The sequence below is a fragment of the Paenibacillus nitricinens genome (assembly GCF_052056485.1).
Lineage (GTDB): Bacteria > Bacillota > Bacilli > Paenibacillales > Paenibacillaceae > Paenibacillus_AQ > Paenibacillus_AQ nitricinens.
Window position 1 is genome coordinate 4,283,201 of record NZ_CP183948.1, and the last position, 24,115, is coordinate 4,307,315.

General features: G+C 42.9%; 22 protein-coding genes. 3 read left to right on the plus strand and 19 right to left on the minus strand.

Going from position 1 to position 24,115, the window contains the following annotated elements:
- Window positions 1-7 precede the first annotated feature (7 nt).
- The 5 genes from ACN6KS_RS19025 to ACN6KS_RS19045 form a co-directional block, all read right to left on the minus strand.
- On the minus strand, window positions 8-1,192 hold the full coding sequence (locus ACN6KS_RS19025) for a Ger(x)C family spore germination protein (protein ID WP_280786463.1): 1,185 nt from the start codon (window positions 1,190-1,192) through the stop codon (window positions 8-10).
- Window positions 1,182-2,738 carry a spore germination protein gene (locus ACN6KS_RS19030; RefSeq protein ID WP_440960259.1) on the minus strand — a complete coding sequence of 519 codons (1,557 nt, stop codon included), beginning with the start codon at window positions 2,736-2,738 and terminating at the stop codon, window positions 1,182-1,184. The genes ACN6KS_RS19025 and ACN6KS_RS19030 overlap by 11 nt, the downstream gene beginning before the upstream one ends.
- A 466-nt stretch (window positions 2,739-3,204) precedes the next feature.
- Complete coding sequence (locus tag ACN6KS_RS19035; RefSeq protein WP_256989746.1) at window positions 3,205-4,008, minus strand: CAP domain-containing protein; 804 nt, start codon at window positions 4,006-4,008, stop codon at window positions 3,205-3,207.
- 87 nt (window positions 4,009-4,095) lie between these two features.
- Window positions 4,096-5,496 (minus strand): ADP-ribosylglycohydrolase family protein, encoded by a 1,401-nt coding sequence (locus tag ACN6KS_RS19040; RefSeq protein ID WP_440960260.1) that lies wholly within the window; start codon window positions 5,494-5,496, stop codon window positions 4,096-4,098.
- A gap of 97 nt (window positions 5,497-5,593) precedes the next feature.
- On the minus strand, window positions 5,594-6,175 hold the full coding sequence (locus ACN6KS_RS19045) for a LysE family transporter (RefSeq protein ID WP_373455815.1): 582 nt from the start codon (window positions 6,173-6,175) through the stop codon (window positions 5,594-5,596).
- A 122-nt stretch (window positions 6,176-6,297) separates the two neighbouring features.
- Here ACN6KS_RS19045 and ACN6KS_RS19050 point away from each other — a divergent pair, with 122 nt between their 5' ends.
- On the plus strand, window positions 6,298-6,852 hold the full coding sequence (locus ACN6KS_RS19050) for a helix-turn-helix domain-containing protein (RefSeq protein WP_094869297.1): 555 nt from the start codon (window positions 6,298-6,300) through the stop codon (window positions 6,850-6,852).
- Window positions 6,853-6,930: 78 nt separating this feature from the next.
- Here the strand turns inward: ACN6KS_RS19050 and ACN6KS_RS19055 are convergent, their stop codons facing one another.
- From ACN6KS_RS19055 to ACN6KS_RS19065, 3 genes are all read right to left on the minus strand, one after another.
- Window positions 6,931-7,206, minus strand: coding sequence for a hypothetical protein (locus ACN6KS_RS19055; protein ID WP_094869296.1), 276 nt, complete (start codon window positions 7,204-7,206; stop codon window positions 6,931-6,933).
- Window positions 7,207-7,222: 16 nt separating this feature from the next.
- Window positions 7,223-7,459 (minus strand): hypothetical protein, encoded by a 237-nt coding sequence (locus ACN6KS_RS19060; protein WP_440960261.1) that lies wholly within the window; start codon window positions 7,457-7,459, stop codon window positions 7,223-7,225.
- Window positions 7,460-7,556: 97 nt separating this feature from the next.
- Window positions 7,557-8,222, minus strand: coding sequence for a copper amine oxidase N-terminal domain-containing protein (locus ACN6KS_RS19065; RefSeq protein WP_440960262.1), 666 nt, complete (start codon window positions 8,220-8,222; stop codon window positions 7,557-7,559).
- A 253-nt stretch (window positions 8,223-8,475) separates the two neighbouring features.
- Between ACN6KS_RS19065 and ACN6KS_RS19070 the strand changes: the two genes are divergently transcribed.
- Window positions 8,476-9,102 carry a glycoside hydrolase domain-containing protein gene (locus tag ACN6KS_RS19070; protein WP_440960263.1) on the plus strand — a complete coding sequence of 209 codons (627 nt, stop codon included), beginning with the start codon at window positions 8,476-8,478 and terminating at the stop codon, window positions 9,100-9,102.
- Window positions 9,103-9,358: 256 nt separating this feature from the next.
- Here the strand turns inward: ACN6KS_RS19070 and ACN6KS_RS19075 are convergent, their stop codons facing one another.
- Window positions 9,359-11,185, minus strand: a complete 1,827-nt coding sequence (locus ACN6KS_RS19075) for a M56 family metallopeptidase (RefSeq protein WP_440960264.1) — start codon at window positions 11,183-11,185, stop codon at window positions 9,359-9,361.
- Window positions 11,185-11,574, minus strand: coding sequence for a BlaI/MecI/CopY family transcriptional regulator (locus tag ACN6KS_RS19080; RefSeq protein ID WP_440960265.1), 390 nt, complete (start codon window positions 11,572-11,574; stop codon window positions 11,185-11,187). The genes ACN6KS_RS19075 and ACN6KS_RS19080 overlap by 1 nt, the downstream gene beginning before the upstream one ends.
- 503 nt (window positions 11,575-12,077) lie before the next feature.
- Here ACN6KS_RS19080 and ACN6KS_RS19085 point away from each other — a divergent pair.
- Window positions 12,078-12,227: a hypothetical protein gene (locus ACN6KS_RS19085; RefSeq protein ID WP_440960266.1), complete on the plus strand. Its 150-nt coding sequence runs from the start codon at window positions 12,078-12,080 to the stop codon at window positions 12,225-12,227.
- Here ACN6KS_RS19085 and ACN6KS_RS19090 read toward each other — a convergent pair.
- From ACN6KS_RS19090 to ACN6KS_RS19130, 9 genes are all read right to left on the minus strand, one after another.
- Complete coding sequence (locus ACN6KS_RS19090; protein ID WP_440960267.1) at window positions 12,224-13,099, minus strand: amidohydrolase family protein; 876 nt, start codon at window positions 13,097-13,099, stop codon at window positions 12,224-12,226. The two genes, ACN6KS_RS19085 and ACN6KS_RS19090, sit on opposite strands and share 4 nt — an antisense overlap.
- Window positions 13,086-16,262: a GNAT family N-acetyltransferase gene (locus ACN6KS_RS19095; protein WP_440960268.1), complete on the minus strand. Its 3,177-nt coding sequence runs from the start codon at window positions 16,260-16,262 to the stop codon at window positions 13,086-13,088. The genes ACN6KS_RS19090 and ACN6KS_RS19095 overlap by 14 nt, the downstream gene beginning before the upstream one ends.
- A gap of 250 nt (window positions 16,263-16,512) precedes the next feature.
- Window positions 16,513-17,688 carry an MFS transporter gene (locus ACN6KS_RS19100; protein ID WP_440960269.1) on the minus strand — a complete coding sequence of 392 codons (1,176 nt, stop codon included), beginning with the start codon at window positions 17,686-17,688 and terminating at the stop codon, window positions 16,513-16,515.
- Between the two features lie 177 nt (window positions 17,689-17,865).
- On the minus strand, window positions 17,866-18,885 hold the full coding sequence (locus ACN6KS_RS19105) for an LCP family protein (RefSeq protein WP_094869286.1): 1,020 nt from the start codon (window positions 18,883-18,885) through the stop codon (window positions 17,866-17,868).
- Between the two features lie 30 nt (window positions 18,886-18,915).
- Window positions 18,916-20,037: an FtsW/RodA/SpoVE family cell cycle protein gene (locus ACN6KS_RS19110; RefSeq protein ID WP_440960270.1), complete on the minus strand. Its 1,122-nt coding sequence runs from the start codon at window positions 20,035-20,037 to the stop codon at window positions 18,916-18,918.
- A gap of 128 nt (window positions 20,038-20,165) precedes the next feature.
- Entirely contained in the window at window positions 20,166-20,699 is a 534-nt protein-coding gene (locus ACN6KS_RS19115) for a hypothetical protein (RefSeq protein WP_094869284.1), read from the minus strand.
- A 93-nt stretch (window positions 20,700-20,792) separates the two neighbouring features.
- On the minus strand, window positions 20,793-22,175 hold the full coding sequence (locus tag ACN6KS_RS19120) for a sensor histidine kinase (RefSeq protein WP_440960271.1): 1,383 nt from the start codon (window positions 22,173-22,175) through the stop codon (window positions 20,793-20,795).
- A gap of 3 nt (window positions 22,176-22,178) precedes the next feature.
- Window positions 22,179-22,883, minus strand: a complete 705-nt coding sequence (locus ACN6KS_RS19125; RefSeq protein WP_094869282.1) for a response regulator transcription factor — start codon at window positions 22,881-22,883, stop codon at window positions 22,179-22,181.
- Window positions 22,884-23,023: 140 nt separating this feature from the next.
- A complete protein-coding gene (locus tag ACN6KS_RS19130) occupies window positions 23,024-24,106 on the minus strand; it encodes a Gfo/Idh/MocA family protein (protein ID WP_094869281.1) in 1,083 nt (360 codons plus the stop codon).
- Window positions 24,107-24,115: the final 9 nt, after the last annotated feature.

The window sequence follows — 24,115 nt, forward strand, 5'->3', positions numbered from 1 at the left end:
AATGGATTCAACTACTAATATCGATACTTTCCAATATGGTTCTATTCCGTAATCCAGTATTACGCAAATAAGCCTCCACTTTCACTTGTACTTCAATTGTTGGGAAGGTCACATCATTCCAATCCCGCTTCAACGTTCTCCATTGCTTAGGATAATCACGATGCAGCACTTCACCGAATCCAAAAATGTCCGACTTTTGCTGTTGCATTAATTTAATCGTGGCTAGCGCCTCATCATGAACGGCTTGTGTGTACAGACGCTCAATTTGCAAGAACAATTTAGGGTTAGTGATATCAATGGGGACATCAACCTCACCAATATTTGCATCCGCGCCAATCTTCACCTCAATTATTGGTTTACCGAATTTATCAAAGCTTGAATGAAATGATGATTTGGACCGTATATTCTCGATCCCGATTGTATGTGGCTGCCCATTCCAAGCCATGGTTAACAATGTCGAACGAACTCTGCCTAACACCCATAAGAATCCACGGCTTTCACTCCCGTCTAGCCACCTCATTAATTTCCCGTCTTTAAAAGTAGCAATCCCATTAGTCATAATCTTATCTTCTTTATTTGTAAGATCGAGTTGAACGCCAGTAATGGTCGGTTCTTTACCCGATGAAACGATGGCTTGAATGACTTGGTATATTTTTTCATCAATAGTTTCGCCAAATGCTTTCTCGGTATCAGCTACCATTTTCTTAATCTTAATAGCAGGTGAATTATCGAGACTTGTTGGTTGTTTAATGATCTCTTCTCCCGTCGTTCCCCTCGCGATAACCATTGTAGCGGAAGGACGAAACTCACTATCCCGCTCAATACCGTCAAAAAGTTTCTTAATCCCCTGTGTTTCAGCCAATTCTTCACCTACCAAGAGAACTAACGAATGACCATAATGTAATTGCCTAGAAAGGTTTTTCGAAAGAACACGAGTGGCATCAAATACATTATTTCCTTCTGCTGAATATGTGGTTGGAGGTAAGGGTACTGGACTGCTCCCACCTTGTGTACTTGAAGCATTTGTGGGATTAACAATTTGAACCGTAACCCGAATGTTTTTCTTCTCACCTTTATCAATCGCCATCGCAACCACAAAACCAATATCCGTTAGCTCTCGACTATCCCAACATCCCGTAAGCAGAACAATCATAACCATCGACAACCAAAATCCTGCTAATTTACGCTTCATCTGGATCACCCACTTGCTCTGTTGTAGGCCTCTTCATTAATTTAGGAACCAAATGTCTCATCCAAATCGGTAAAGCCGCATGAACCTGATCATTCTTTGCATGCATCGACGGACTATAAGGAGCCATATAAGGAACACCAAATGAACGTAAACTACACATATGTGCAATGATCATAATCAAGGTAAGAATCATTCCAAAGAAACCGAACGTTGCTGCGCTGATCATGAGGAGAAAACGTAACAATCTCGCGGATACAGCAATGGAGAAAACAGGTGTCGCTAAACTTGAGATAGCTGTAAGTGAAACAACAATAACCATTGCCGTTGACACTAAACCTGCTTGTACAGCTGCCTGCCCAATGACAAGTGCTCCAACGATGGATACTGCTGATCCAATCGCTTTTGGCATGCGAACACCTGCTTCACGTAGAATCTCAAAAATAATTTCCATTAATAACGCTTCAACAAAAGCAGTAAATGGCGTTGCTTCTAGCTGTGAAACAAGCGATATCACTAACTGTGTCGGTATCATTTCTTGATGAAAGGTTGTTGCTGCGATATAGAAAGAAGGTCCAATCAACGAAATGATATACATAACGATTCGTAACAGCCGTAACGCCGCACTAATGTCATACCGATGATAAGAATCCTCTGTAATTTGAAAGAATTGATTAAAAACGGCTGGGATGATTAGCATAAAGGGGGTTCCATCCACCAAAATTGCAATTTTACCTTCTAAAAGATTAGCAGCAACGGTATCTGGGCGTTCAGTAGGTAGGATCGTCGGAAACGGAGTGAACCTCTGATCTTCTATCATTTTCTCAATATATCCCGATTCCAGAATGCTATCCAATTTGATCTTGCGTAGACGTCGCTTCGCCTCTTCAACAATGGCATCATCCGCGATCCCATTTATGTACATGATTGCTATCCTGGTATGTGTAACTTGTCCTAACGTCATCGATTCCAGCCATAAATTAGGATTTCTTATGCGCCGCCGAACCATCGAAATATTGGTTGTTAAGCTTTCAACAAACCCTTCACGAGATCCTCGAATTGAGGTATCCGTACCAGGCTCATCGATGGCGCGAAATTCACCGCCCGATGTAGCAATTGCTAGGGCTTCATTCGATCCATCAATTAATAAAATGGTCTGCCCCCACAGCAGAGCATCATAAAGTTCATCCCATTGAACAAGCGTCTTCAGACCACCGATAGGAACAATTTTATCTATGATGACTTGGACCAGATCATTTAATGACCTTTGTTCACTACTCAGCATGACGTTTAGCAAGACTTCCATTACAAATTGATTTATGGTTGTATTATTAACAATGCCATCCACATAAATAATTGCGGCTTGAAGCTCCTCCTCCGAGCCCCCTATCGTAAATTCACGAATAATTATATCTCCACTATTCCCTGTCTTTTGGCGAATCTGCTCTACATTGACTCTTAATTCTGTTGAATCAATCGGTATTGAAGGGACAGTCCATTGCGGATTGCTTCCAGTCCTTTTACTACTTGCATTTCCATCCATTGCCATGCCCCTTCACCTTTCTCTCCATTATTTGCTGCGCTTTGCGTGATTATTCTGCCCATTAGCAGCAAATATTATTGGAAGATAACAATGAAGGCAGGGAAGTGGTATGAAAATATTCTTCATAACTGTACTGTTACTTTTCTTAGGATTAGGACTTATCTTTCTGCTTGACATCATTTCAATCTTTAGCTTACAAGAATCTTATCGTAATATAACGGCCTCGTTTCGTGTAATGAGCCCTTCCGAACGCCTCATCTTTAATTTCTTGATTGTAGGCACAATAACTTATTTAATATGGCCAGTGATTCAAAGATGGTTGCCACAGCAACCTCCATCATCGCAAGGTCAACCATCCGAGCATGTCGGCAGAAACCAGACGAAATAGTGAATCATAAATAAAGCCCATGTCTTTGGACATGGGCTTTTAAAATTAACTGTACAACATATGTTGTTTATATTGCTGATCATACTAACCAATAAATTCTTGAACCCACTCGCTGTTGTAGTATCCTATTCCAATTTCAGTAAAGGAGCTATTCAGAATGTTGGCACGGTGACCAGGGCTGTTCATCCACTGATTCATTACTTCTTCCGGGCTCGACTGGCCTTTGGCGATATTTTCCCCTGCTGTATTATAGGAGATCCCAAATGCCTTCATCATATCGAACGGAGATCCATAAGTTGGTGACTGATGGTCAAAATAATTGTTGTCGGACATATCCTGCGCTTTGGCCAAAGCCATTTTCGACAGCTCACTATTCAAACTAAGGGGTTTCAAGCCTGCGTTTGTTCTTTCTTTGTTCACCAATTCCAACACCTTCTGCACAGATGCCGATGAACTGGTGGAGGTTTGCGGATTAGCAGAATATTGTGGATTGGCCGATTGTTGCGGATTAGCAGAATATTGTGGCTTAGCGGAAGTTTGCGGATAAGTAGTTTGATCCGCTGTTGTACCACCTGTAGGTGGAGTAGTACGGATAAATCCATCCAGCCATTTCGATACATCACCGGGTACTTGTTTAGTCTTAATCGTTGAATTGCCTGCATTCTCTGTGGAAATAGAAGACGCTTGAGTCAAGTTTGACGTTGTAGCTGTTTTGCCAGCATGATGTCCAACCTTCGTTTGTTGAGTAGTCATTTGGTTGTTGGCTGATTGATTACCCGAACAAGCTGTAACAAGCAATAGCGCTACTATTACGATAAATGGTTTGATAACGACCCCTCCTGATTTGGCAAAGTTGTGACTTAATCGAATAAAGTTTTTGTAAAGCACGATTGAATTATTCATCTCTAATTCAAAAAATAAAAAGCAAAAAAATCCACAGCAACATACATTGCTGTGGATTTTTTTGTAAGCTTATTATGTATCGAGATCCGTATTCTTGTTCACATAGAGCTCACTAGGTTGAACTTGATATCGACCGGAATGCAGCATCTCTGGTAAACGCCCCATGCGCTCCGCCAAACAAGAAAGACTTTGCTCATGAAAATTAGAAAGCCCCGTATGAATCCGATCTTGAAATGGCTTAAGCCATCTTGATTCTAAATGATCAGGACCGAAATAAACCCCAAGCAGAGAGCCAGCCGTTGCCCCGAAACTATCCGTATCGTTGCCTTGCATCACCTGCTTGCATATTCCATCGCCAACATTATCTGCAAAGCGCAGGGTATTAATTAAGGTTCCTATCTCCTGATAAACCTCACAGTGACAATAATTTGCATACTTATGGTTAATACTCTGATACGCTTCCAGCCAGTCATCTGCATTCGCTACCATCTCAAGGCAATCATTAGTAATCTCGTAAAATCGGCTTCTTTTAGGAACGAACTGCAGAGCCGTATTGATTATTTCAATGGGATCGCGCAGCACGTGAGCAGCAGCAATCGCAGCAGCAATAAACATCGTGGCGTAAATGCCGGTCCGGCGATGAGTAAAACTCGCATCCCGCCAAGCTAGCTCAGCAGCCAGAGCAGGTTGACCAGGACAGGCATATCCATAAGCATCTGCACGAATCGCCGCACCGCACAGTTCCGTACCCTGCACCATAAAATCAGGCCAAGCCTCTATTTCAGAATGATTGAATAGTTCCTTATCATGTTCCAAATAACTAATGCCTGATCGCATCAAAATTGCCCTTTCCGGACCCCAAGTTGTACTTAACGGAAGATGATTTAACCATAAATCTCTTAAATTTCTTTTCGTAAAACGATCACCGAATTGTTCTAACACCATCATTCCCATTAATGTGTAATTGATATCATCATCAGGTGCCACATAACGAATTCTCCCCCGTGTTGTCTCAAACCAAGACCAATGACGACGATCCAGCGCATGGAGAATTTCTTCAGAAATGTAATCATTCAGTGGCCATTCCCCTACAGAAGTTAACGCTTGACGTAATTCTGACAAGCTGGGGTTAACCTCTATCGGTTTGCCCAGCATTGAGCCACAGACTGAAGCAAGGAAACCTGCCTCTACACGCTTGGAGCTATCCTTCAGATTCAAAATCCCGACCTGACCTAGTGGCCGTGCCGGTTCACATTCCCGCCATATCTCATCTAAAGCGTTCGGCTCATAGTAAGGCCAGTTGTCCCTCATTGGAATGACAGCCAAGCTATGGGCGAATTCTAGATAGGCATCATAGCTTGCCGGAAGCTTTTCCAACTTGGCTAAATAACCGGAGGTTTGATGCCCCTGCTCGAATTTATTACGCAGAACTCCTTCCAATTGAAGTTTAAGAAATGTAAGCGATGGTAGCATATTGCATCTCCTTTGTCCCCGTATCTATCCACAATACCTCAATATCACAAGCTTTAGAAGTGAAAAAATAACTAGATGATTTCCCCTTAATAATCCTTCAACCCAACACTATCGAAACTGCACAATACACTAACAACAGTCCCATCAGTACATTAAATTGACTTCTATATTTAGATATCATTTTTTTGAAAAGAGAACCACACAAACACCAACAAAAAGTGCCCATATAACCGATGAATGCAAGAATTAAAGAATAACTCAATAATCTAAAGGAGGAAGAATGATAGGTAAGGATAAATGTAGATGTAACTGTGATCCCATATAAAATCCCTTTCGGATTAATAAATTGTAAAAGCATTCCCGCAATAAAGCTATTGTGTTTATCTCCATCTTCATCACTTTCTGGTTGTTTACTTGTAATCATTTTAACTGCTAAATACAGCATGTAGACTCCGCCTAATAGAGCCATAATAGATTTAATTTGTGGAAGAAGATTATTCAAAAGTAGATTAAAGTAGGAACATAACAATATGATTATAAAAAATCCTGTGCCCACTCCTAAACAAAATTTCATTGTTTTTTTCAGCCCAACTTGGTTTGCAAAAGTCATTGCCATAATGTTATTGGGTCCCGGAGTAAAACTTGCAACAAATGCATATAAAAACAAAGAAACAAACACTAAATTATATCTCCCTTCCAACTTGTATGTTATAATGCATTTATAAGACGTTATAACGTACATCCGTGCGTTTTATTGTATATCACGATCGTTATAAAGTAAATGGAGAGAGGAAAATTACAGTGGAAGAAATAAATTTGGTTATTGCGGAAAATATAAAAAAGATAAGAAAAAATAAAGATTTAAGCCTGGAAAAGGTTGCGGAATTAACTGGAGTCAGCAAAACAATGATTGGTCAAATCGAAAGAGGCGAATCGACACCAACCATTACAACTCTTTGGAAAATCGCCAATGGCTTAAAAATTTCATTTTCTGCCCTGATAGATTATCCAAAACCTGACACAAGAATAATCTTAAGAAGTGACATTCAGCCACTGCTTGAAGATAACGGAAAATATCGAGTGTATCTATCTTTTCCATTTGAAGAAAGTAAACGGTTTGAAGGTTATACCGTGGAGATAGACAAGGGTGGGTACCTTGATGCCAATTCTCATATGGAAGGTACCGAAGAATTAATCACCGTGTTTGACGGTGAATTGTCTTTACGTGTCAATAACAACGAATACCTCTTAAAATCTGGTGATTCTATCACCTTCAAGGCAGACAAGCCGCATGTATATCATAATCCAGGACCAACAATAACCCGTTTAAGCATGATTTTATACTACCCCTCTTAGCAAAAAAAACCCAAGGCACTTGAGCCTTGGGATCCCGTCTTTCAATGATAACCTGCGGATATTTGAAGTTCCGTTTGCTTATATCTTCCTCCTATATCGGGATAATAGCAAATCTGCCACCAAACCAACCAAGATGGCCGTCCCAAAATGAATGCCATAGAGAATCAATTGCCAAATGCGCTCATTTTCCATAGCATAGTGCAGATCTGTAAGCCAAGGATTTAACCACATTAATGTCGGTGACGTAAAAAAAAGCAGCAAATTTTTATCATCTTCACCGGATAAATTAATTAGACAAATCATTATGGATAGTAGAGACAGCCAAAAGCTAAGTCTTTTGTTTAAAATTTTCATAACATCCTCCTGCAAGTTATGAGCCGCCCAACATAAATTTGTAAATCTTACCGTCCTGTACATAACCATTATTAAAAAGTAGGGCATCACCTTCTCTTTTCAGGAACTTCAGGTTGTCTCCATAATAAGGGAGGTCGTTTGTTTCAGCATATTTTTGCTGTTCTACGTCAAGGAGTTCCTTGTACAACAATGTCTTGGTCCCTGTTTTACGATCTATCATCATGAGGAAACCTTGTTGATTGGACCGTATCATCAGATAATCCTCGTCCATTCCCTCCACTAAATAATTATCCGAAATATCCCCTAGTGTGGTCAGATCAATCTTCTCCGTTACGTTACCCGTTCCATCTTCAATTAATCGTATACCATTTATTATTGATATGTGGTTCTCCGTAAACATCTGTTAAGGTTAGATAGAGTAGACCTTTTGGCGTCTTCTGAAAGTTGAACTGAACAGCATCGAACAGCTGCGATCCGAGGTTCGCTAGTAAGCGAGTATGTCCTGCGGAATCTGTTAAATATAAACTCCCAGTTTTCTTATCTACTGTATAAGTAGATCCACCGAATTGTGCACTGGCACTTGCAAAGCTCAATAGTCCAGTTGCTGTATATATCCTCTTCGTCGCATCCCAGCTAACCGTTGTTCCTCCTAATGAATTTACAAGAAAGCGTGCTGGTACATAGAGCTGGCCATTAAGCTCAAATGGAACACCCTCCGCGTTTACAAGCTTACCATCGAGGACTCCCTGTTTACTTCCAATTCGAACGGCTATCTTTTTCCCCCATCCAGTAAACTCTGCTCTTTGATGGGATTCATCCCATACTACCTTAAGTCCTGCCGCTTCCCAGTGGCTAGCTGAAACATAAGTCATTCCATCCTTTACTAGTGCTGAACTCGTTACTTTCCCGCCTCCATCCATAATGTAAGTGAAATAAGCGGGCAATGCCGCATTCGCTACTGGAGCAGTAAGCAATGATACAACAAATATTGGAGCTAGCAACCATCTTTTATCCATACATTGACCAGCCTCCATGTTAGCGAACTATAAACTCTTCATATTGTATTGACGCAGTTTTTTTCCAAACGTTCCTATAAATTTTCAATATTAGTAAATTTAATATCAGTTTCCCCCAACGAACCGACCCTCTCCTTCTGCCTTTTTCCCCTCTTTTGCTTGTTCCCCCAAGAATCTGTGAAATTTTTTTCATATATTGTTGAAGAGGTTGGCGCCAAACCTTGAACAAACAAATAGAAAGAAGGCAGATAAAATGGCTCTAGGTTGTGATACTGCTACTAATGTAACAGCGGCAAGATTAACTACACTTAAAAACAATAGCTTCACATTTGTTGGCCGATATTTGAATCGTGTAGAAGGTTATCAGGATGGTCTCACATCAGCCGAGGTGACACGAATATCAGACGGAGGATTATATATCGTATCCCTTTACCAAATCAGTAAATCGCTCGATCACTTTACGAATGCCAACGGTGTTGCAGATGCTGAAGCTGCTGTAGGATTAGCAAGCGATATGGGACAAACCAGCAGCACTCCTATTTATTTTGCCATAGACCGTGATATGACCTCATCAGAAATCACAAACAATGTTGTGCCTTATTTTCAAGGCATAAAATCCGTATTAGACAGCAGTACCAAAAATCCCAAGGGCTATAAAATGGGTGTATATGGATCAAGAGCGGTCTGTTCTTATATCCGTGGCACTTATTCTGCTACAACACGCTACACCTTCATCGTAGATAATAGCTGGTTGGGAACCTTCGATGATTGGAATCTCAGACAATATAATTTCAACACTGAGCTCGGATCTAGCACTGGCAAAATCAACGTAGATTATGTAGAATCCTCATCGAATGGCGGCGGTGGCTGGAAAAAGTAAGCTCATTCATTGCACGCCAGAGCAAGGGGTACCTGTAAAACCAACAAGGCAGTGGTTCTCCTTATTGGAGAATCGCTGCCTTGTGTTTTGGGTATGCCGCTGGTTGCATGCGTAGAGGTGGAAGTCGATCGACGTTCCGCTATCCCCTCTCCGTATATTTTTTAACGAGATAACTGCATTCTGTACACTTATTTCGTCTACAAAGGGCTGAATTCTCACTTTAACTGTATTCAATACAATTAAAAGCCTTTTGTTACTATTTAGAATCCTCAAGCTGATCATATGCTGAATCATATGTCCACTCTAAGCCGTAGCCCTTACTCGACAGGTAGATGGTACCGATTGTATTTCCCTCTTTAGTAAGCAGAATAGGAAACAACCCTTCTTTTCCATTGAAAATAGGTGAAAGCGGCGTTTTTTTATAATCATTGAAGACATCCGGAAGAGTCACCGCGAGCTTTTCCCATGACTGCCCCTTATCCTTGGTCCAATAAATAACTGGCCCATTATCTTCATAGTATCTGAACCCCAAGAAGCCGATATCCTTGCTAGAGAAGCCAGCTCCTGTTAAGCTTTCCGCGTACAAATCGTTAGGATTACCAATCTCCGTCCATGTCTTCCCACCATCAGAGGTCAGATATACATAATTCAACGAACGTCCCACACCCGCAGAACCTCCGGAGACAATCCAGCCGTTTTGTTTGTCTGTAAATCCGATGAACTTCGTGTCATAACCTTTTGCACCTTGAATGTTGTAGGTATTCCATGTTTCTCCCATGTTATCACTGATTAATACCTGAAGTGGAGATTCTTTTCCATCTGCAAATCCATAGACAATTGCGGTTTTATCCTCGGAAATAAAAAAGCCAGTCTCTCCTCTCCCCATCCCCATTTCTGTTCCAGTTGTATCAAGTTTTAAAGGCGTTGGCGCTTGGATCTCCCCCTCCCGATAGGAGACAGAGACATTACCATTCTCGTCAACGGAATATTCATTTCCAGCATTATGCACAACAACTTGTTCACCGCTGGAGCTATAGGAATAAATCGTACCTGGTTTGAGCGTCTTATCTGTAGATTGACCATTTAGATTCGTACATGCAGCTAATATTGCTGTCACTCCAACCAACATTATGACTGTAAAAAAAGCCCCTACTCCATTTCGTTTTTCTTTCATATTTAAAATACTACCGAATCGCTGCTTCATCGAGTGTTTTCCTCCTGCAAAATTCGTTGACAAAGCTACATGCCGAGTGGCACTGCTTTGCATGACCGATAAAATCGCTTCACAGTATTTCTTCCGATAGGCCGCACCTCGCTCACGTACAACCGTATCATCACAGTAAATCTCAATCTCGTGGGCAGCTTCGCGCGTCATTAACCAAACAAACGGGTTAAACCAATGTAGTGCCTGCACTATCTGCAACAACAGCTTATAAACGATGTCAAGCCTTTTGTAATGAACCAACTCATGTTTTAGGATAAACTCCAGTTCTTCATCACTATATTGTTCATGAGGCAAAAACAAAGCTGGCTTGTAAAAGCCCATTAACATCGGATTGGGAACTTTACTGCTTATCAATACTGGAATGGAGGCTGTTACGTTCAATTCTTTAGAAACTTGTTTGAGCTTAGTGACTATATTCTCCCCAAGAAAAGGATTACTCCAACGCAGTGCCTGTTTTCTGAAAAAGAAATAGCTCAGCAAATGATACGCTAAAAATAACACAGCTCCAGCAAGCCAGATGAATGCTAAAATGTCCAGAATTGATGGGATATGGCTTACATTCCCTGCCTGAGCTGTTTGAGTGATTACAGATGGATCAGCCTGTAAATTCTGAGAAGGTGTACCCTGAAAGACTGTGGCCATCCCCTTACCTTCTGGTATTTGAATGGCTACAGGAGGATTAGTAAAGGAAAAGTTGAACGGCAGCAATAATCGCAGGGTTAAAATCAACCATATCCAATAACTCCATTTCGCTGAATAATGTCTCCTTAACATAGGCCTTAACAAGATCAAACCGATAATAACTAGACTTGTAGTTAATGAAATAACCAGAAAATCTAAAAAAAGACTTGTTATCATCAGGTTTCCTCCTTTTCTACTCTATCCAGCATTTCCCTCAGCTCTGCAAGATCACCTTTATCGATTGCCTTTCCGTTGTATAAAGACATCACCATATCTTGCACAGAGTTACCGAACAGCTTCTCAAGCGTGGACTTCCCTTCGCTCTCTTTATATTTCGTTTCCGAAATTGCGGCAAGATAACGATTGCTACGTCCCTCTTTTTCACAAAACAAAAAGCCCTTTTCAACTAGACGTGACAACACAGTCAATAAAGTTGCAAGTGCCCACTTACGCTTATCCCCCAGCTGATTCAAAATGTAGGAGGAGTTAACCCAATTTTCCGCCCTCCAAATCACCAGCATAATTTCCAATTCAGCATCGGGGAGCCGTTTGATTTTGTTATTCATCACTATTTCACCTCGTTATACAATTGTGTAATAAAACCATTATACAATTGTATAATAAAAAAGCAAGCCCATTGTTTCAGCGTTAATGTATACATCATAGACGCTTATATGTACTAAAGAGTTGCTAGATGAGTTAATATCCTTTTACAAAAAAACAAAAGGCTGTCCCATAAGTAGGTCTCTTTATTCAAAAGACAGCCCTTCCTGACTTCAAAGCTATAAAAAATAATACAACAACAGAGCACGTCACCGGGTTATTGGAGACGTGCTCTGTTATATTTCCGGTCGATGGCGGCCTGCTTAAGTTGATTGTAGGCAAGGCGAAAGCCAACCGACCTCTAGCGTCACTTTTTCTTTGTCGCGAAGCAGAAATCGCCGGAAGTTCCGGTTATATTTCAATTGAAATTGTAAAAAATTTTCCGCTTAAACAGCGGAGAGAACGGACTGATTGTGGAAAAGCGACAGCGGTCCCCTTGGTCTCCAGATTTTCGCCACTAAGAGGAATGAAAAAATCTGGAGAGCACAGCGATTGGAACAACGGTCCGCTCGCGGAGCTTCCACTCAAAAAGCCTAAGTATATCCTACGTAAAAAAAGGCTGACCCAAGCAGCCATTTCATGGCTTTTGGGTCAGCCTCTTGTTCGTAATACTTAGAGCGCCGCAATCCGCTGCTGGATGCGTGGAAATAAGGCGAAGGCATTCTCGTAAAATACTTTTTCGTGGTGCTGCTCAGGGACAAGTCGGCGGACAAATTCCGCATACAGGTCAATAGGAGCGAGTGGCCAATCCGTGCCGAACAACATTTTCTCATAGTGGTCGGAATACACCAGCGCCCGGCGAAAATGATCCATGAACAGAGGTTCATTCATGAACCGTTCAAAATGAGGCCGATCACCGACCACAAGACCCGACAAATCGGCATAGACGTTTGGATTTTTGGCCACCACTTCGGCGGCATCCATCACCCACGGATCGCCAAGATGGCAGATCATAAAATTCACATCACGTCGTTGAAACGCTAATTCGTCCACGGTAAGTGGATGTGCATACTTTAGCAATCCGTTCATCGAGTACGTATCACCAGTATGAATGACCACAGGCGTGCCATACTTTGCTGCCAGCTCATAGATCGGCGAATAGATTTTGTCATAAACGTAATGATGATAGTACCCGGCGTAGAGCTTAATACCAGCTACCTCGGGAGCTTGCAGCCGTGCCTCAATTCGATCCAGCTCCTCTTGTGCATCCTTTCCTCCGAGCATGTTCGGATTGATCCCCACGCATTCCATCAAGAAAGGCGGCACAGTATCCTCCAAGTCAAGGCTCATCGGATTAGGGGAAGTAGAGTCAGGGAAAGCTCCCTTCGTCTGCTCCGTGACCCCCATTCCAATGCCGAGAACAACGTCGTTCTTATCAAACTCCGCTTTGAGACCAGCAGCAGTGTAATCGACTTTGGAGTGATCCTGTGCTGTTTGATGAAAGCTGTCGATGTCCGACAGATGAATGTGAATATCAATGATCGGCATTTAAGATCTCCTTTTCGTCAATAGGTCTAGCAAAGGTCAGCTTCAAAAGATTGCGGATATCCTCTGAATTCAGAGCGAGTTCTCCCATGATCAGGAAGGACGGCTGTGTCCAAACGGTTTCTCCATTTAGAAGCGGAAGATGATGATGCACCCCGTGATTAAATACTTTATTGTTCACATACGCCGAGGCACTCTGATTCGGATGACTGCTCACCATATGCAGCATATCCTTACGCGAAGTTGCACCAATTCGCAATAGTCCCTTGGCCTCAAGATAGGTTTCAACCGTGCCTAATAAGAACTTGCCCTCCTTGGAGAATTCCATCCATCCTTCGGCATAAACTGGTGAAGGTTTGATATAATTTTCCTCCGACAACGAATAATTCGGCAGGGTCATTCCGCTGTTATTGGTCACCGAATGCAACACACAGAGCACAGGGACACCTGGGAGCATAAGGTAATGCTGATTAACAACAATTCCTCGGTTCTTTTCCTGCTTCTCGATCGAAGTAGTGATACGTAATCCTTTCCATACATTGCCCTGAATATCCATTTTCTCGGTCCAAGCTGCGCTTCTTGGCTCCTCCAACCGACTAAATCCACCTATACCTGAAATCCCCACACCGAGTCCACCGTGCCAAGGATTCCACCAGGAACGTGGTGCTGCTTCCGGATAGGAGCTATCCAGCCATTCTTCTCCATGGTGCTTCAGGGAATGCACAACACTGGCGAAATCAGGAGCAGCTGCAATAGAAAGAACTCCGTTGCTCACAGTGTAAATAGGCCCCGCCGGTCCCTCTTCTGTGCCATAGATAACGGCTGCTGTTTCCGTTTGTGGGAACCATAGGCCTGTTCGCTCTTGAATACGATCCTCTCCACGATAGACAACTCGAACCTTCTGTCCTGATTGGCTGTGTTCTAAAGAAGATTCCACTTCCTCAGGTGAGAGCTCAAAGCCCGCGGAGTGCAGATTCTGCTCTCTTTGCAGCTCCATCTCAGCGACTTTCTGCTCCTCTCCTCTATCCGTTTGGACATACAGCTCGAGGCTTCCATTAAGCGAAGTCATTTTTCGTTCGATTAACTCCGCATGAAGCGCCCCCGCCGCAAACGGATTTCCACCGCCGAGTGTTAGTTCAAGATGATCATCCAACACTGGTGTGATCGGATCCACCTGCTTCCGTGCAAAGGTGCGGAAATCCGACCACTTCAGGAAGGTGTTTAAAGCGAACACCAGTGTCTTTGTTCGTACGACATCTCCAGCAGAGATTTGACCAAGTTTATGCTCCAGACCAAGTGGATACTCCGGACGAAGCAGCTTCAGCGAAGGATCCCAGCAAACGCCGCATGTGACATTTTCTTCCTTGCTAAACAACCAATTTTCCGTAATTTGAGCGCTGTCCCAATTACCCGGATCACCCGAATAAGAATCGCCCATGTCTACGTAATGACCCTGATAAGGCAGGATGAGCCGTTTGCCAAAAAATCCGAAATTGGTTAGCAGATACATATCCTCTTCCAACGTTTGGTTACTAGTATTGCATACCTCGCTATAAAACTCAGCGATTCCGTTTGCAAAGAGCTTAGCCACTCTTTTTATCTCCAGACCCGGGAATTCATCCGATTCATAAAGGGTCTCTAAAACTTGGCCCTCTCCTTCGGAATAGATCTTCACTTCTTTAGCCTGTTTCTTCGAGAATTCTTCGGCGAATGGTTTACCTAACTTCGGATGGGTCAGCCAGAAATTATGGCTCGAGCCGGGATATTCAATCCACATCCCATTATCGTTATTATTAAGATGTACGGAGTAGGCGCCGTTTACAGCCACCCACTGATCCCCGTTTTCCCCACCAAAGCGGCCATGTGTTCCTTTCATTAGCACAGATAATTTGCTGATGAAGGACACTGCCTTCTCTCCAGCCGGAACGGCCGTTACCTCAATATCCCGTGAATAAAGGCCATATGAATTTAGGGTAAAGGGCACCCGGATGGAAGCCTTACCTTTAGCTGGAACCGAGAAGCTCACTGCCCGATCCGCCCACGTCAAAAATTCTTCCTCTGGCAAATCAAAAGAAAATTCCGCTTCCGCTGCAAAATTATTCTCAACATTCAAATATATCTCAGCGGGAAGACCCGGATACAGCTCACGTGTTGGCAACTCCATCAGCATTTTCAGCGGGAATTTAGGAGTAACACCTATACGGAACTCAACGCGCTTGCCACCGATGATCCATTTGCTCATAACCACGGGGTGAGTCTTCTTGTCGTTTTGCTCTTCACGAATCGGATCAAGCTCGAACTCACCTTCTACAATAACTGTTTCTCCTGGCGCCAGTGTTGGTGCAGCAGACAAGGCAAAACGAATATTTTTGTCATTTTGGCCTTTGATCTCAATAGCCAGATCAGACGCCGAACGATTCTTGATGTGATAGCGAATCTTGTAGGTGGAACCGAATACAAGATCGTGATCGTCAATCTCCGTGGAGATTTCATAGTCAGGTGTATCAAGAGCCGTCAAGCCGCGACCGGTCTTCTCGAATTCTGTACGTAAGGAAAGTTCTCCCTTTTGCCAAGTGTAATCGAAGAAATCAAAACCACGCTCCCGGCGACCATCCGGCTGAATGGGCAGTTCACGGGTGCTATCTGCATACCAATCCAGCTGCTCAAAATAAGGAGCGAGTGCTTCCGTTTGCAGAACCGTCGGAATGAAGTTCATCAGATGGACGTAATCCTCATTTTTTTCCCAAAAGAATCCACATTTCTTATACATCGGTACGGCCTTCGTATTACCTGCCCAAGTAAACAGATCAAGTCGCGGCCAGCCCGCTTCAACTGTTCGGCGAACAGCGTTCAAAATCAGGTTACGACCTACCTTGTATCCGTGATAATCAGGTCGCACATTCAACAGCGGAACATACAAAGCTCCTTCGTCTTGACGGTAATGAGCAAAACTGCAGAAGCCGACCACTTCCTCACCATCAACGGCGAGAAACACATTCAGATTGGACGAGATTTCCATCTCGCGGCGCACGGTATCCTCTGTTCTCTGATTGGTGCCTCCTCCCCAGCTTTCGTTGCTACGGTTCCACATTTCTGCGACCGCCTTAGCGTAAGAAGGATCATATTCGATAATGCGGATTTGTTCCGCTGTAGTCTTTACAGTCATGCTCTCATCTCCTTATTCCTCAAATATGAGTATGTATTCGCATAAAGTTATTCTAGATAACATCTCTACAACTTTATTCAAATAACTCCTACGAGTTCTTATTATACTATTAATTGGAAGGCAGTTACGAGGTAAAAAACTCTTTCTCCTTATTTCCTACATAAGCCGCTGCCAGCAGAAAGCTGCAGAATAAAAAGCTGTCGAGTCTCCCTCGACAGCTTCGAATCTACTCTAGGAGCAGCCATTCTATTTAACAACTCTCCACACGATCTGCTGATCTATTTTTCAAATTCGCGATACCTACAATGCCAATCAACAGCACGCAGAAAGAATAAGGAAGTGCCATATTAGCGGTGTATAAAGCTGTACCTATAACTGGACCTATGAATGATCCGCCACCTTGTAGGGCTGCAATAAAGGAAGCAACGCTTCTTTGCTCATGGTCTTGAACCGCCATTGAAGCACCGGCACTGTAGCCAAGCAATGTAAAGCCGATGCCGATTCCCAAGAATGTAAAGTCCACATAAGCAAATCTGATAAACAATAACAAGCCTAGCAGACCCAAAGCCACAAATAATAGCCCTACGAGCAGCACCTTTTTAGGATGCCATTTGAGATATTTGCTGATCACAATTTGCGAGAGCACCACCATTACTCCAGAGATAGCCAGACCCGTTCCAATTAACTGAGTGGCTTGCTGGGTGCTATATCCAAGGCTGTCTTGCACAAAAAATCCGATAGTAACCTGCACGATATTCAGCGCAAACGATAGCAAAAGTCCAATCCATAAATAGAGGCGTATCCGTCTGTCGTTGGGTGAAAGTGAAATCGCCTGCCGTTCAATCTCGATATTCTTTTCTTTAGGAATAAACACTAGAAACAAAATAGCTAAGGTGAATAATAATATCGCTGCGGCGTACATTGGCGAGGTGAGTCCCAGCGAAGCCATTCCTCCGCTCATTGCAGGTCCTACTACGAAGCCAAGTCCATTGGCTGCACCGAATAATGCCATTCCCTGAGTACGGGTCTCTTTTGTACTCCAGCCCATAACATAAGCCTGTGCTAATGCCGGAATACCTCCAAAGAAAAAGCCGGCGATTGCACGAAGGATAAAGAAACTCCAAAATAGGCTGGTTTTGCTCTCAGCATGTACTGCATAATCAGCCAGCAATGCAAAAATGACTAGTGTTGCCATATAGACGAACATAATCGAAGCGAGCAGCCATTTTCGGCTCATGAATGTTTGTTTTTCCCAGAAATATCCTCCGAGCAGCCAGCAAAGTCCCGCTACCGATACCAAACATCCTGATTGAAAATCACTAAGTCCCAAATTTCGGGCAAGCGGGCCAATAATCGGATTAAATGCGGCTATCGATATCATCCCTGTAAGTACGATAAGAAACATAATACTCAGTCTGTATTTCATGAAATCCCCTTCTCCTCTCAAGTAAACCAAAACAATATACGATTCATAATCGCTGTGTTCATCGTACTATGCCTGGAAGTCAGGCCTCTACCCGATGGCGGATTACTTTACTGGTTATCGGGATTATTAGTAGAACACAAAAAAACTGCTCCTAAGAGCAGTTTAAGTGATAACCTTTCAATCTACCGTCCCAATATTCTCCAAGTGCAATGAACTTTCGGAGCTAACGCCCGCTTCCGTACTCAGAGTAGTAAGTGCTTGTTTAAGATCCTCTTTATTCACATACACGTATGGACTCTTCCAAAGAGATTCCACATGTAAGGAATTGATATGATCTGGTTTGAGTTTAGGGAAGTTCAACAACCATTGCTGGAGATCTGCTTGTGGAATATCTGTCTTCACATTTTCACCGATGATGTCCAATACATTCCCCCATTGGGACACGCCTTGGAAATTCCCTAGCTTATCCAGAATCTGCTTAATTACTTGCTGCTGTCGATCATTGCGCTGAAAATCGGAGGATTCAGCCGTTCCTTGATTCGATTTGCGGTATCGCACAAAATCAAGCACATGTTTGCCATCCAGCTTCTGCAAGCCCTTCTTTAAGTCGATGTTCGTTCCATCTGCCGAATCGATATATTTCATATCCATATCGACATCAATGGTTAGCCCGCCAAGCAAATCCACCGTCTCCTTCAGCACATCAAAATTCACCACCACCATGTGATCAATTGGCAGACCTAGTAAATTGCTGAAAAACTCTTTTGTATTAGGGATAGCTTCAGTTTTATCTTTTATGTAATGGTATGCATAATAATAATTAGCTTTTCGAGAGGGCAACGATTTAGGTTTTAGTAACAAATCCCTCGGTATAGATAAGAAACTCGTCGACTTCGTGTCAGGATTGAAGCTGACAAGCATTAACACATCGGTATTCATTACCCCACCACCACCGTCCCGACTATCTACCCCGGCAAGCAGAAAAATCATAGGTTCAACCGATACCGTCTCCTTTTTTTCCTCTAGGGCAGCGGTTGGCTGGACGTTGATTGGAGCAGCCATGCGCTCTATCGCGTTATCCGTTTTTTTGTATAAATACCCTGCATATACTCCAATTCCGATAATCGTTGCGCCTAAGACAAGTCCAATGCTCGTCAGAATTTTACGAGTTGTTGTCCATTTGCGTTTGTTAGTCATAATTCCCTCCACTCAGTTCCAGTAGCTTTTTCAAACCGTGCTTTCATCCTTATGGACTTTCACACTTAGCACTATGCCAATCGCAATCATATTAGTAAGTAACGAGCTACCTCCATAACTAATAAACGGCAAGGATATCCCCGTTAGGGGCAGCAATCCAAGATGCATTCCAAGGTTAACAGAAACTTGAAAGATAATCATGGCGATAAATCCGGTGACAACATATGCTCCTGCACGATCCCTGCTTTCTAGTGCGATAAAGATCATTCGATAGACGAGCAATAAATAAAGCATCAGCAGCACAGATGAACCTATAAAACCGTATTTTGCACCGATGACCACATAGATCGAATCGGAATACGCGTAAGGAATATATCCTTTTCGCAAAAAAATACCTTCACTACCCGATAATCCACCGGAGCCAATGGCAATCATTGCGTTTTTGACATGCCAGGATTTATCCGGATCACTCTGCGGGTCTAAAAAAGCCTGAATTCGTGACAATTGATGGGGCTCGACAATCTTGGATAACAAGTCGAAATTGGCATAGTAGAGCCATAGTATCGTGCCGATCGAAATAATCACCACACCGAGGATCAAAATCATATATAGAGCACGGATGTTACCAATCCAAAGCATACTAAGCAATATGCCAGCAAAAACGAGCGCTGTACCCAAATCGGGTTGATCCATGATCAAAATGAAAGGAATTAAAAAAACGAAACAAACCGGCACTAAATCTTGAAAAAAGCGAAGCTGCTGTCCTTCTCGTTTACCCAATAGATGAGCAATGAGCAATACCGTACATATTTTAGCCAGTTCGGAGGGCTGGAGCTGAAAGCTCCCAATACTTAACCAACGCACGGCACCATTGAGGTTTTCCCCAACCAGCTTAACTAGCACAAGTAGACCAATACCCACGCTATAAAAGAGATACGCTAACCAGCCTAATAGAATCTTATAATCTACCAATGCGATGAATAACATGGGTATGCAAAATAAAGCAAATAAATACAATGAACTGATGTAAAGTCCGTCTAACCGTGTATCCGTAGTCGCTCCATAAATAGCAACAGTACCAATACCAACTAGGCCTGTTACGAAAAAAAGTACGGATCTGTCCAGCTTTGCAATTTTGGTGGAGATAAACATGAAACAACCTCTATTTAATTTCTGTATTTTTCTTGTTGTAAAATGAGCATCATAAATAATCCGCCTGTGCACAAATACATCTTGCTTCAAGATGAAGCTGAAGTGCAGCGGATTATAAAGTGGAATGATTATCTCAGATCAAATTTGTCCTGATACGCCTTCTTCGATAACAGCTTTAATTTATCTTCACTCAGCGTGTAAATATCCAGTCCGTTCCCTGCCTCGCCCAATGACCAGCCCAGTGCGAGTTCGTTATGGCCATCATCATCGACATCATAGAATCCGGCATAATCCAGGCCATACCCAAACCCCTCAACCTCCGAAATCTTTTGCCACGCTTCATTTTCCTGCCTAAGCAGCATCGCTTTTATAGAAGAACCTTTGTTTTTGCTGTACTCATATACAACTACAGCTTCGTCAATACCGTCTCCATCCATATCCCCAAAGGAGATAGCATGATCCTCTTGTCCTTCCAACGGAGTTATCAATTGAGCTTTGTCGGGAAGCCATTTGATAAATTCCTGACTCGTTTTGTCTCGCTGCAGGCTTGCTTCTGATGATGGAGGCTTAATCAGCTCTCCTGGTGTTGCCGGCACTCCGCATCCTCCGAGCAAAATTAACGTTGTTAACATAGCACCTATTTTTATGAATTTGCTCGGCATTTGGATCATCGACTCCTCGCTTGTCCGCATATATAGTATTTTATCTGTGAAAGAGATGAAAGTGGTTATGAAATAGTTAAATTTGAGCTCTATTTATATCGGCAAGTCAAATTGGACAATCGTCCCCTTGCCTAAAGTACTGCTTATTCGTAGTTCCCCATGATGCAATGTAATGATCTGTTCCGAGATAGACAGACCCAAACCGCTGCCTGACGCCTGTTGGTCCGCTTTGTAGAATTTTCGCCGCACATTCTCTAAATCCGCTTCTGCGATGCCTGACCCAGTATCCTCAACTGTAATTACAACTTTCCCTGAAACCGTATGGGCAGTAATAAGAATTCGACCTGAGGAACTAGTGAATTTGAGCGAATTATCAATGAGATTAATCATGACTTGCTTCACACGATTCTCGTCAGCTTGAATGACAGGCAAATTCTCTTCTATTTTCACTTCGAGCAAGATGCCTTGTCGGGTTGCTCTAGGGGTGAGTTGTCTGCCAATATGCTGCAACAGCCCTGTTAGATCCACAGTTGTAAGGTGAATTGCGATTCTTCCGTTATCCAATTTGGAGAAATCGAGCAGTTCATCTACCATATGAGTTAACCTGTCACTCTCAGATTCAATGATATCTAGCCCATCATGAAATAGAGCCTGATTACTCTCCCCACCCGCCTTCAAGGTGATTACCCAGCCTTTGATCGAGGTCAATGGCGTACGCAGTTCATGGGATACGGATGCGATAAAATCATTCTTAAGCTGTTCACTGTTCGAGATTCGACTGGCCATCATATTTAATGTATCCGCCAAGGATCCAAGCTCGTCTTGATAACGCTTTTGTACTCTTATGCTGAAATCTCCTTCGGACATTTGATCTGCCGCCTGTTTCAGATCTTTAATGGATCTGGTTATGGTCCAAGATAGTAATAATCCAAGCAAGGTGACAATACCAATCACGAGCAAACCTACCCCGATCAGCAAAACCGCAATTTGATTAACTGTATGTATCGTTTCCGTTAAGGAGGTAATAAACCTTACTTCTCCAACGATGTTTCCTTTGGCTTGTAAAGGATAGGACACCGTAAAAATAGCTTCCTCGGTTACGGGGTCCTCACCCTTCCAACTGTTAGGCTGCCCTTTTATGGCTGCTTGTACATCCATGTTATCTGTCATCGCAAAATCGCCTTGGATTCCGTTCGAATCCTGCAAAAGCCGACCTTCAGCATTAATAATCTGTACCTGTGCATCGGAATGACTGGCAAAGCCCTTTAACAACCGATCCGATTGTGCCTCTAAATCCTCGTCGCTAAAATATTGCTGATAAAAAGAAGCCGACAGTTCCGCCTGATTCATCAGGGTTTGCTCTATATTATGAAAATAATAATAACGTACAGATAAATTAAGGATAATCTCAAGAATGAGCACCGTAAGACAGATCACTACAAAATAGCTTCCTACTAATCTTTTCTGAATACCCAACCTTCAACCATCCTTTCTAAAGCGGTATCCGAGCCCCCATACAGTCTCAATCCAATGCGGGTTAGAGGCGTCCTCTTCAATCTTCTCTCTTAGCTTACGCACGTGAACATCTACTGTCTTCGGATCGCCAATATAATCCTCACCCCAGACCAGGTTCATTAATTCATTCCTAGATAGTGCTGTATCCGGATGCTCTAGAAAGGTCTTCAGCAACTGGAACTCCTTCGGGGTTAATTCAATAATGTCATCGTGTTTAAACATCTTGTTCGAGTTCAGATCCAGGCGAATCGGTCCGGCTTGAAGGATAGTTCTTTGCGGTTTTAGAGCTGTTTCTGTACGGCGCAATATCGCTTTAATCCGTGCCACCAGTTCTAATGGATTAAAAGGTTTCACAATGTAATCGTCGGCACCCATTTCAAGGCCATTGATTTTATCCAGATCTTGTCCTCGTGCTGTTAAAAAAATGATGATGACCCCAGGGTCCTGCTCTCTTACCTTCCGGCAAATCTCAAACCCATTCAAATCCGGCAGCATGATGTCCAGAACAATAACGTCTGACCGGTTCGCCTCAAAGCTCTGCAATGCTTCTTCTCCACAAGCAGCTTCACTAACCATAAACCCATTATTCGTTAAATTTATAGCTATAAACCGTCTAATATTATCGTCATCTTCCACAATAAGAACTTGATTTCGCTCTACAGTATTCATGCTCTTCACCCCTATAAACCAGTATTCAAACAAGCAAAAAAAACAAAAAAACTCTCCCGGTAAAGAGAGAGTCTTGTCTCAGATCCCTGTAATTAAATCACAAGTGGATATTACTCTATATCGCTATGCTTGTCAAAAATCTAATCCAAATACACAGCCTTACCCGTTTGTGCAGATTCATAAATCGCTTCTAATATTTGCGAAACAACATATGCCTGTTCAGGTGTTACAACCGGGTCTTTATCCTGTTCAATAGCTTCGATCCACTTTCTTAATTCGATGTCAGGTGCACTCTCTGCTTTTCCTTCATAGTAAGCAACGCCGCCTGCCCCAAGCTCAATTTTATTGGTGTACAGCTTGCTGAATTTCTCTCCATTAATTCTAAGTCCGTCCTTCATATCAGCGCCTGCTTCAGTTCCGCTTAAGCTGCACTTCGCTTCATGTACGTCCAATGAATTGAGTGCCCAGCTCGCTTCCAGCATAATTGTGGCGCCATTCTCCATTACGACCATCCCAAACGCTGAGTCCTCCACGGTGAACTTTTTAGGGTCCCAAGGTCCCCAAGCGTTGGCGGCCTCTTCTTTTTGAGACAGTTCGTGATATTTAGTGCCCAGCACGACTTTCGGTTTATAGTTATCCATCATCCACAGCGTTAGATCCAGCGCATGGGTTCCGATATCGATCAGTGGCCCTCCACCTTGCTTCTCTTCATCGAGAAATACGCCCCAAGTCGGTACCGCTCTCCGTCTGATGGCATGTGCTTTTGCAAAATAGATATGACCAAGCTCCCCGGACTCACAGGCTTTTTTTAAATACAAACTGTCTTCTCTGTAGCGATTGTCGTATCCAATAGTTAGCTTCTTGCCTGTACGTTTCGCTGCTTCCACCATTCGTTTGGCATCTGCTGCCGTCTTGGCCATTGGTTTTTCGCACATGACGTGTTTTCCTGCTTCAAGGGCTGCAATTGAGATCTCAGCATGAGCGTCATTCGGCGTTAGCACGTGAATAATATCAATGGAATGATCTTTCAACAATTCAGTATATTCTGTATAGACTACAGCTTCAGAACTTCCGTATTTCTCCGCCGCTTCTTCCGCACGTTCTTTAATAATGTCACAGAAGGCAACGATCTCAACCTTACTTTGTCTGCTCAAACTTGGTAAATGCTTCCCGTTCGCAATTCCACCACACCCAATAATTCCTACGCGAAAAACTTTACTCATTTCATTCAC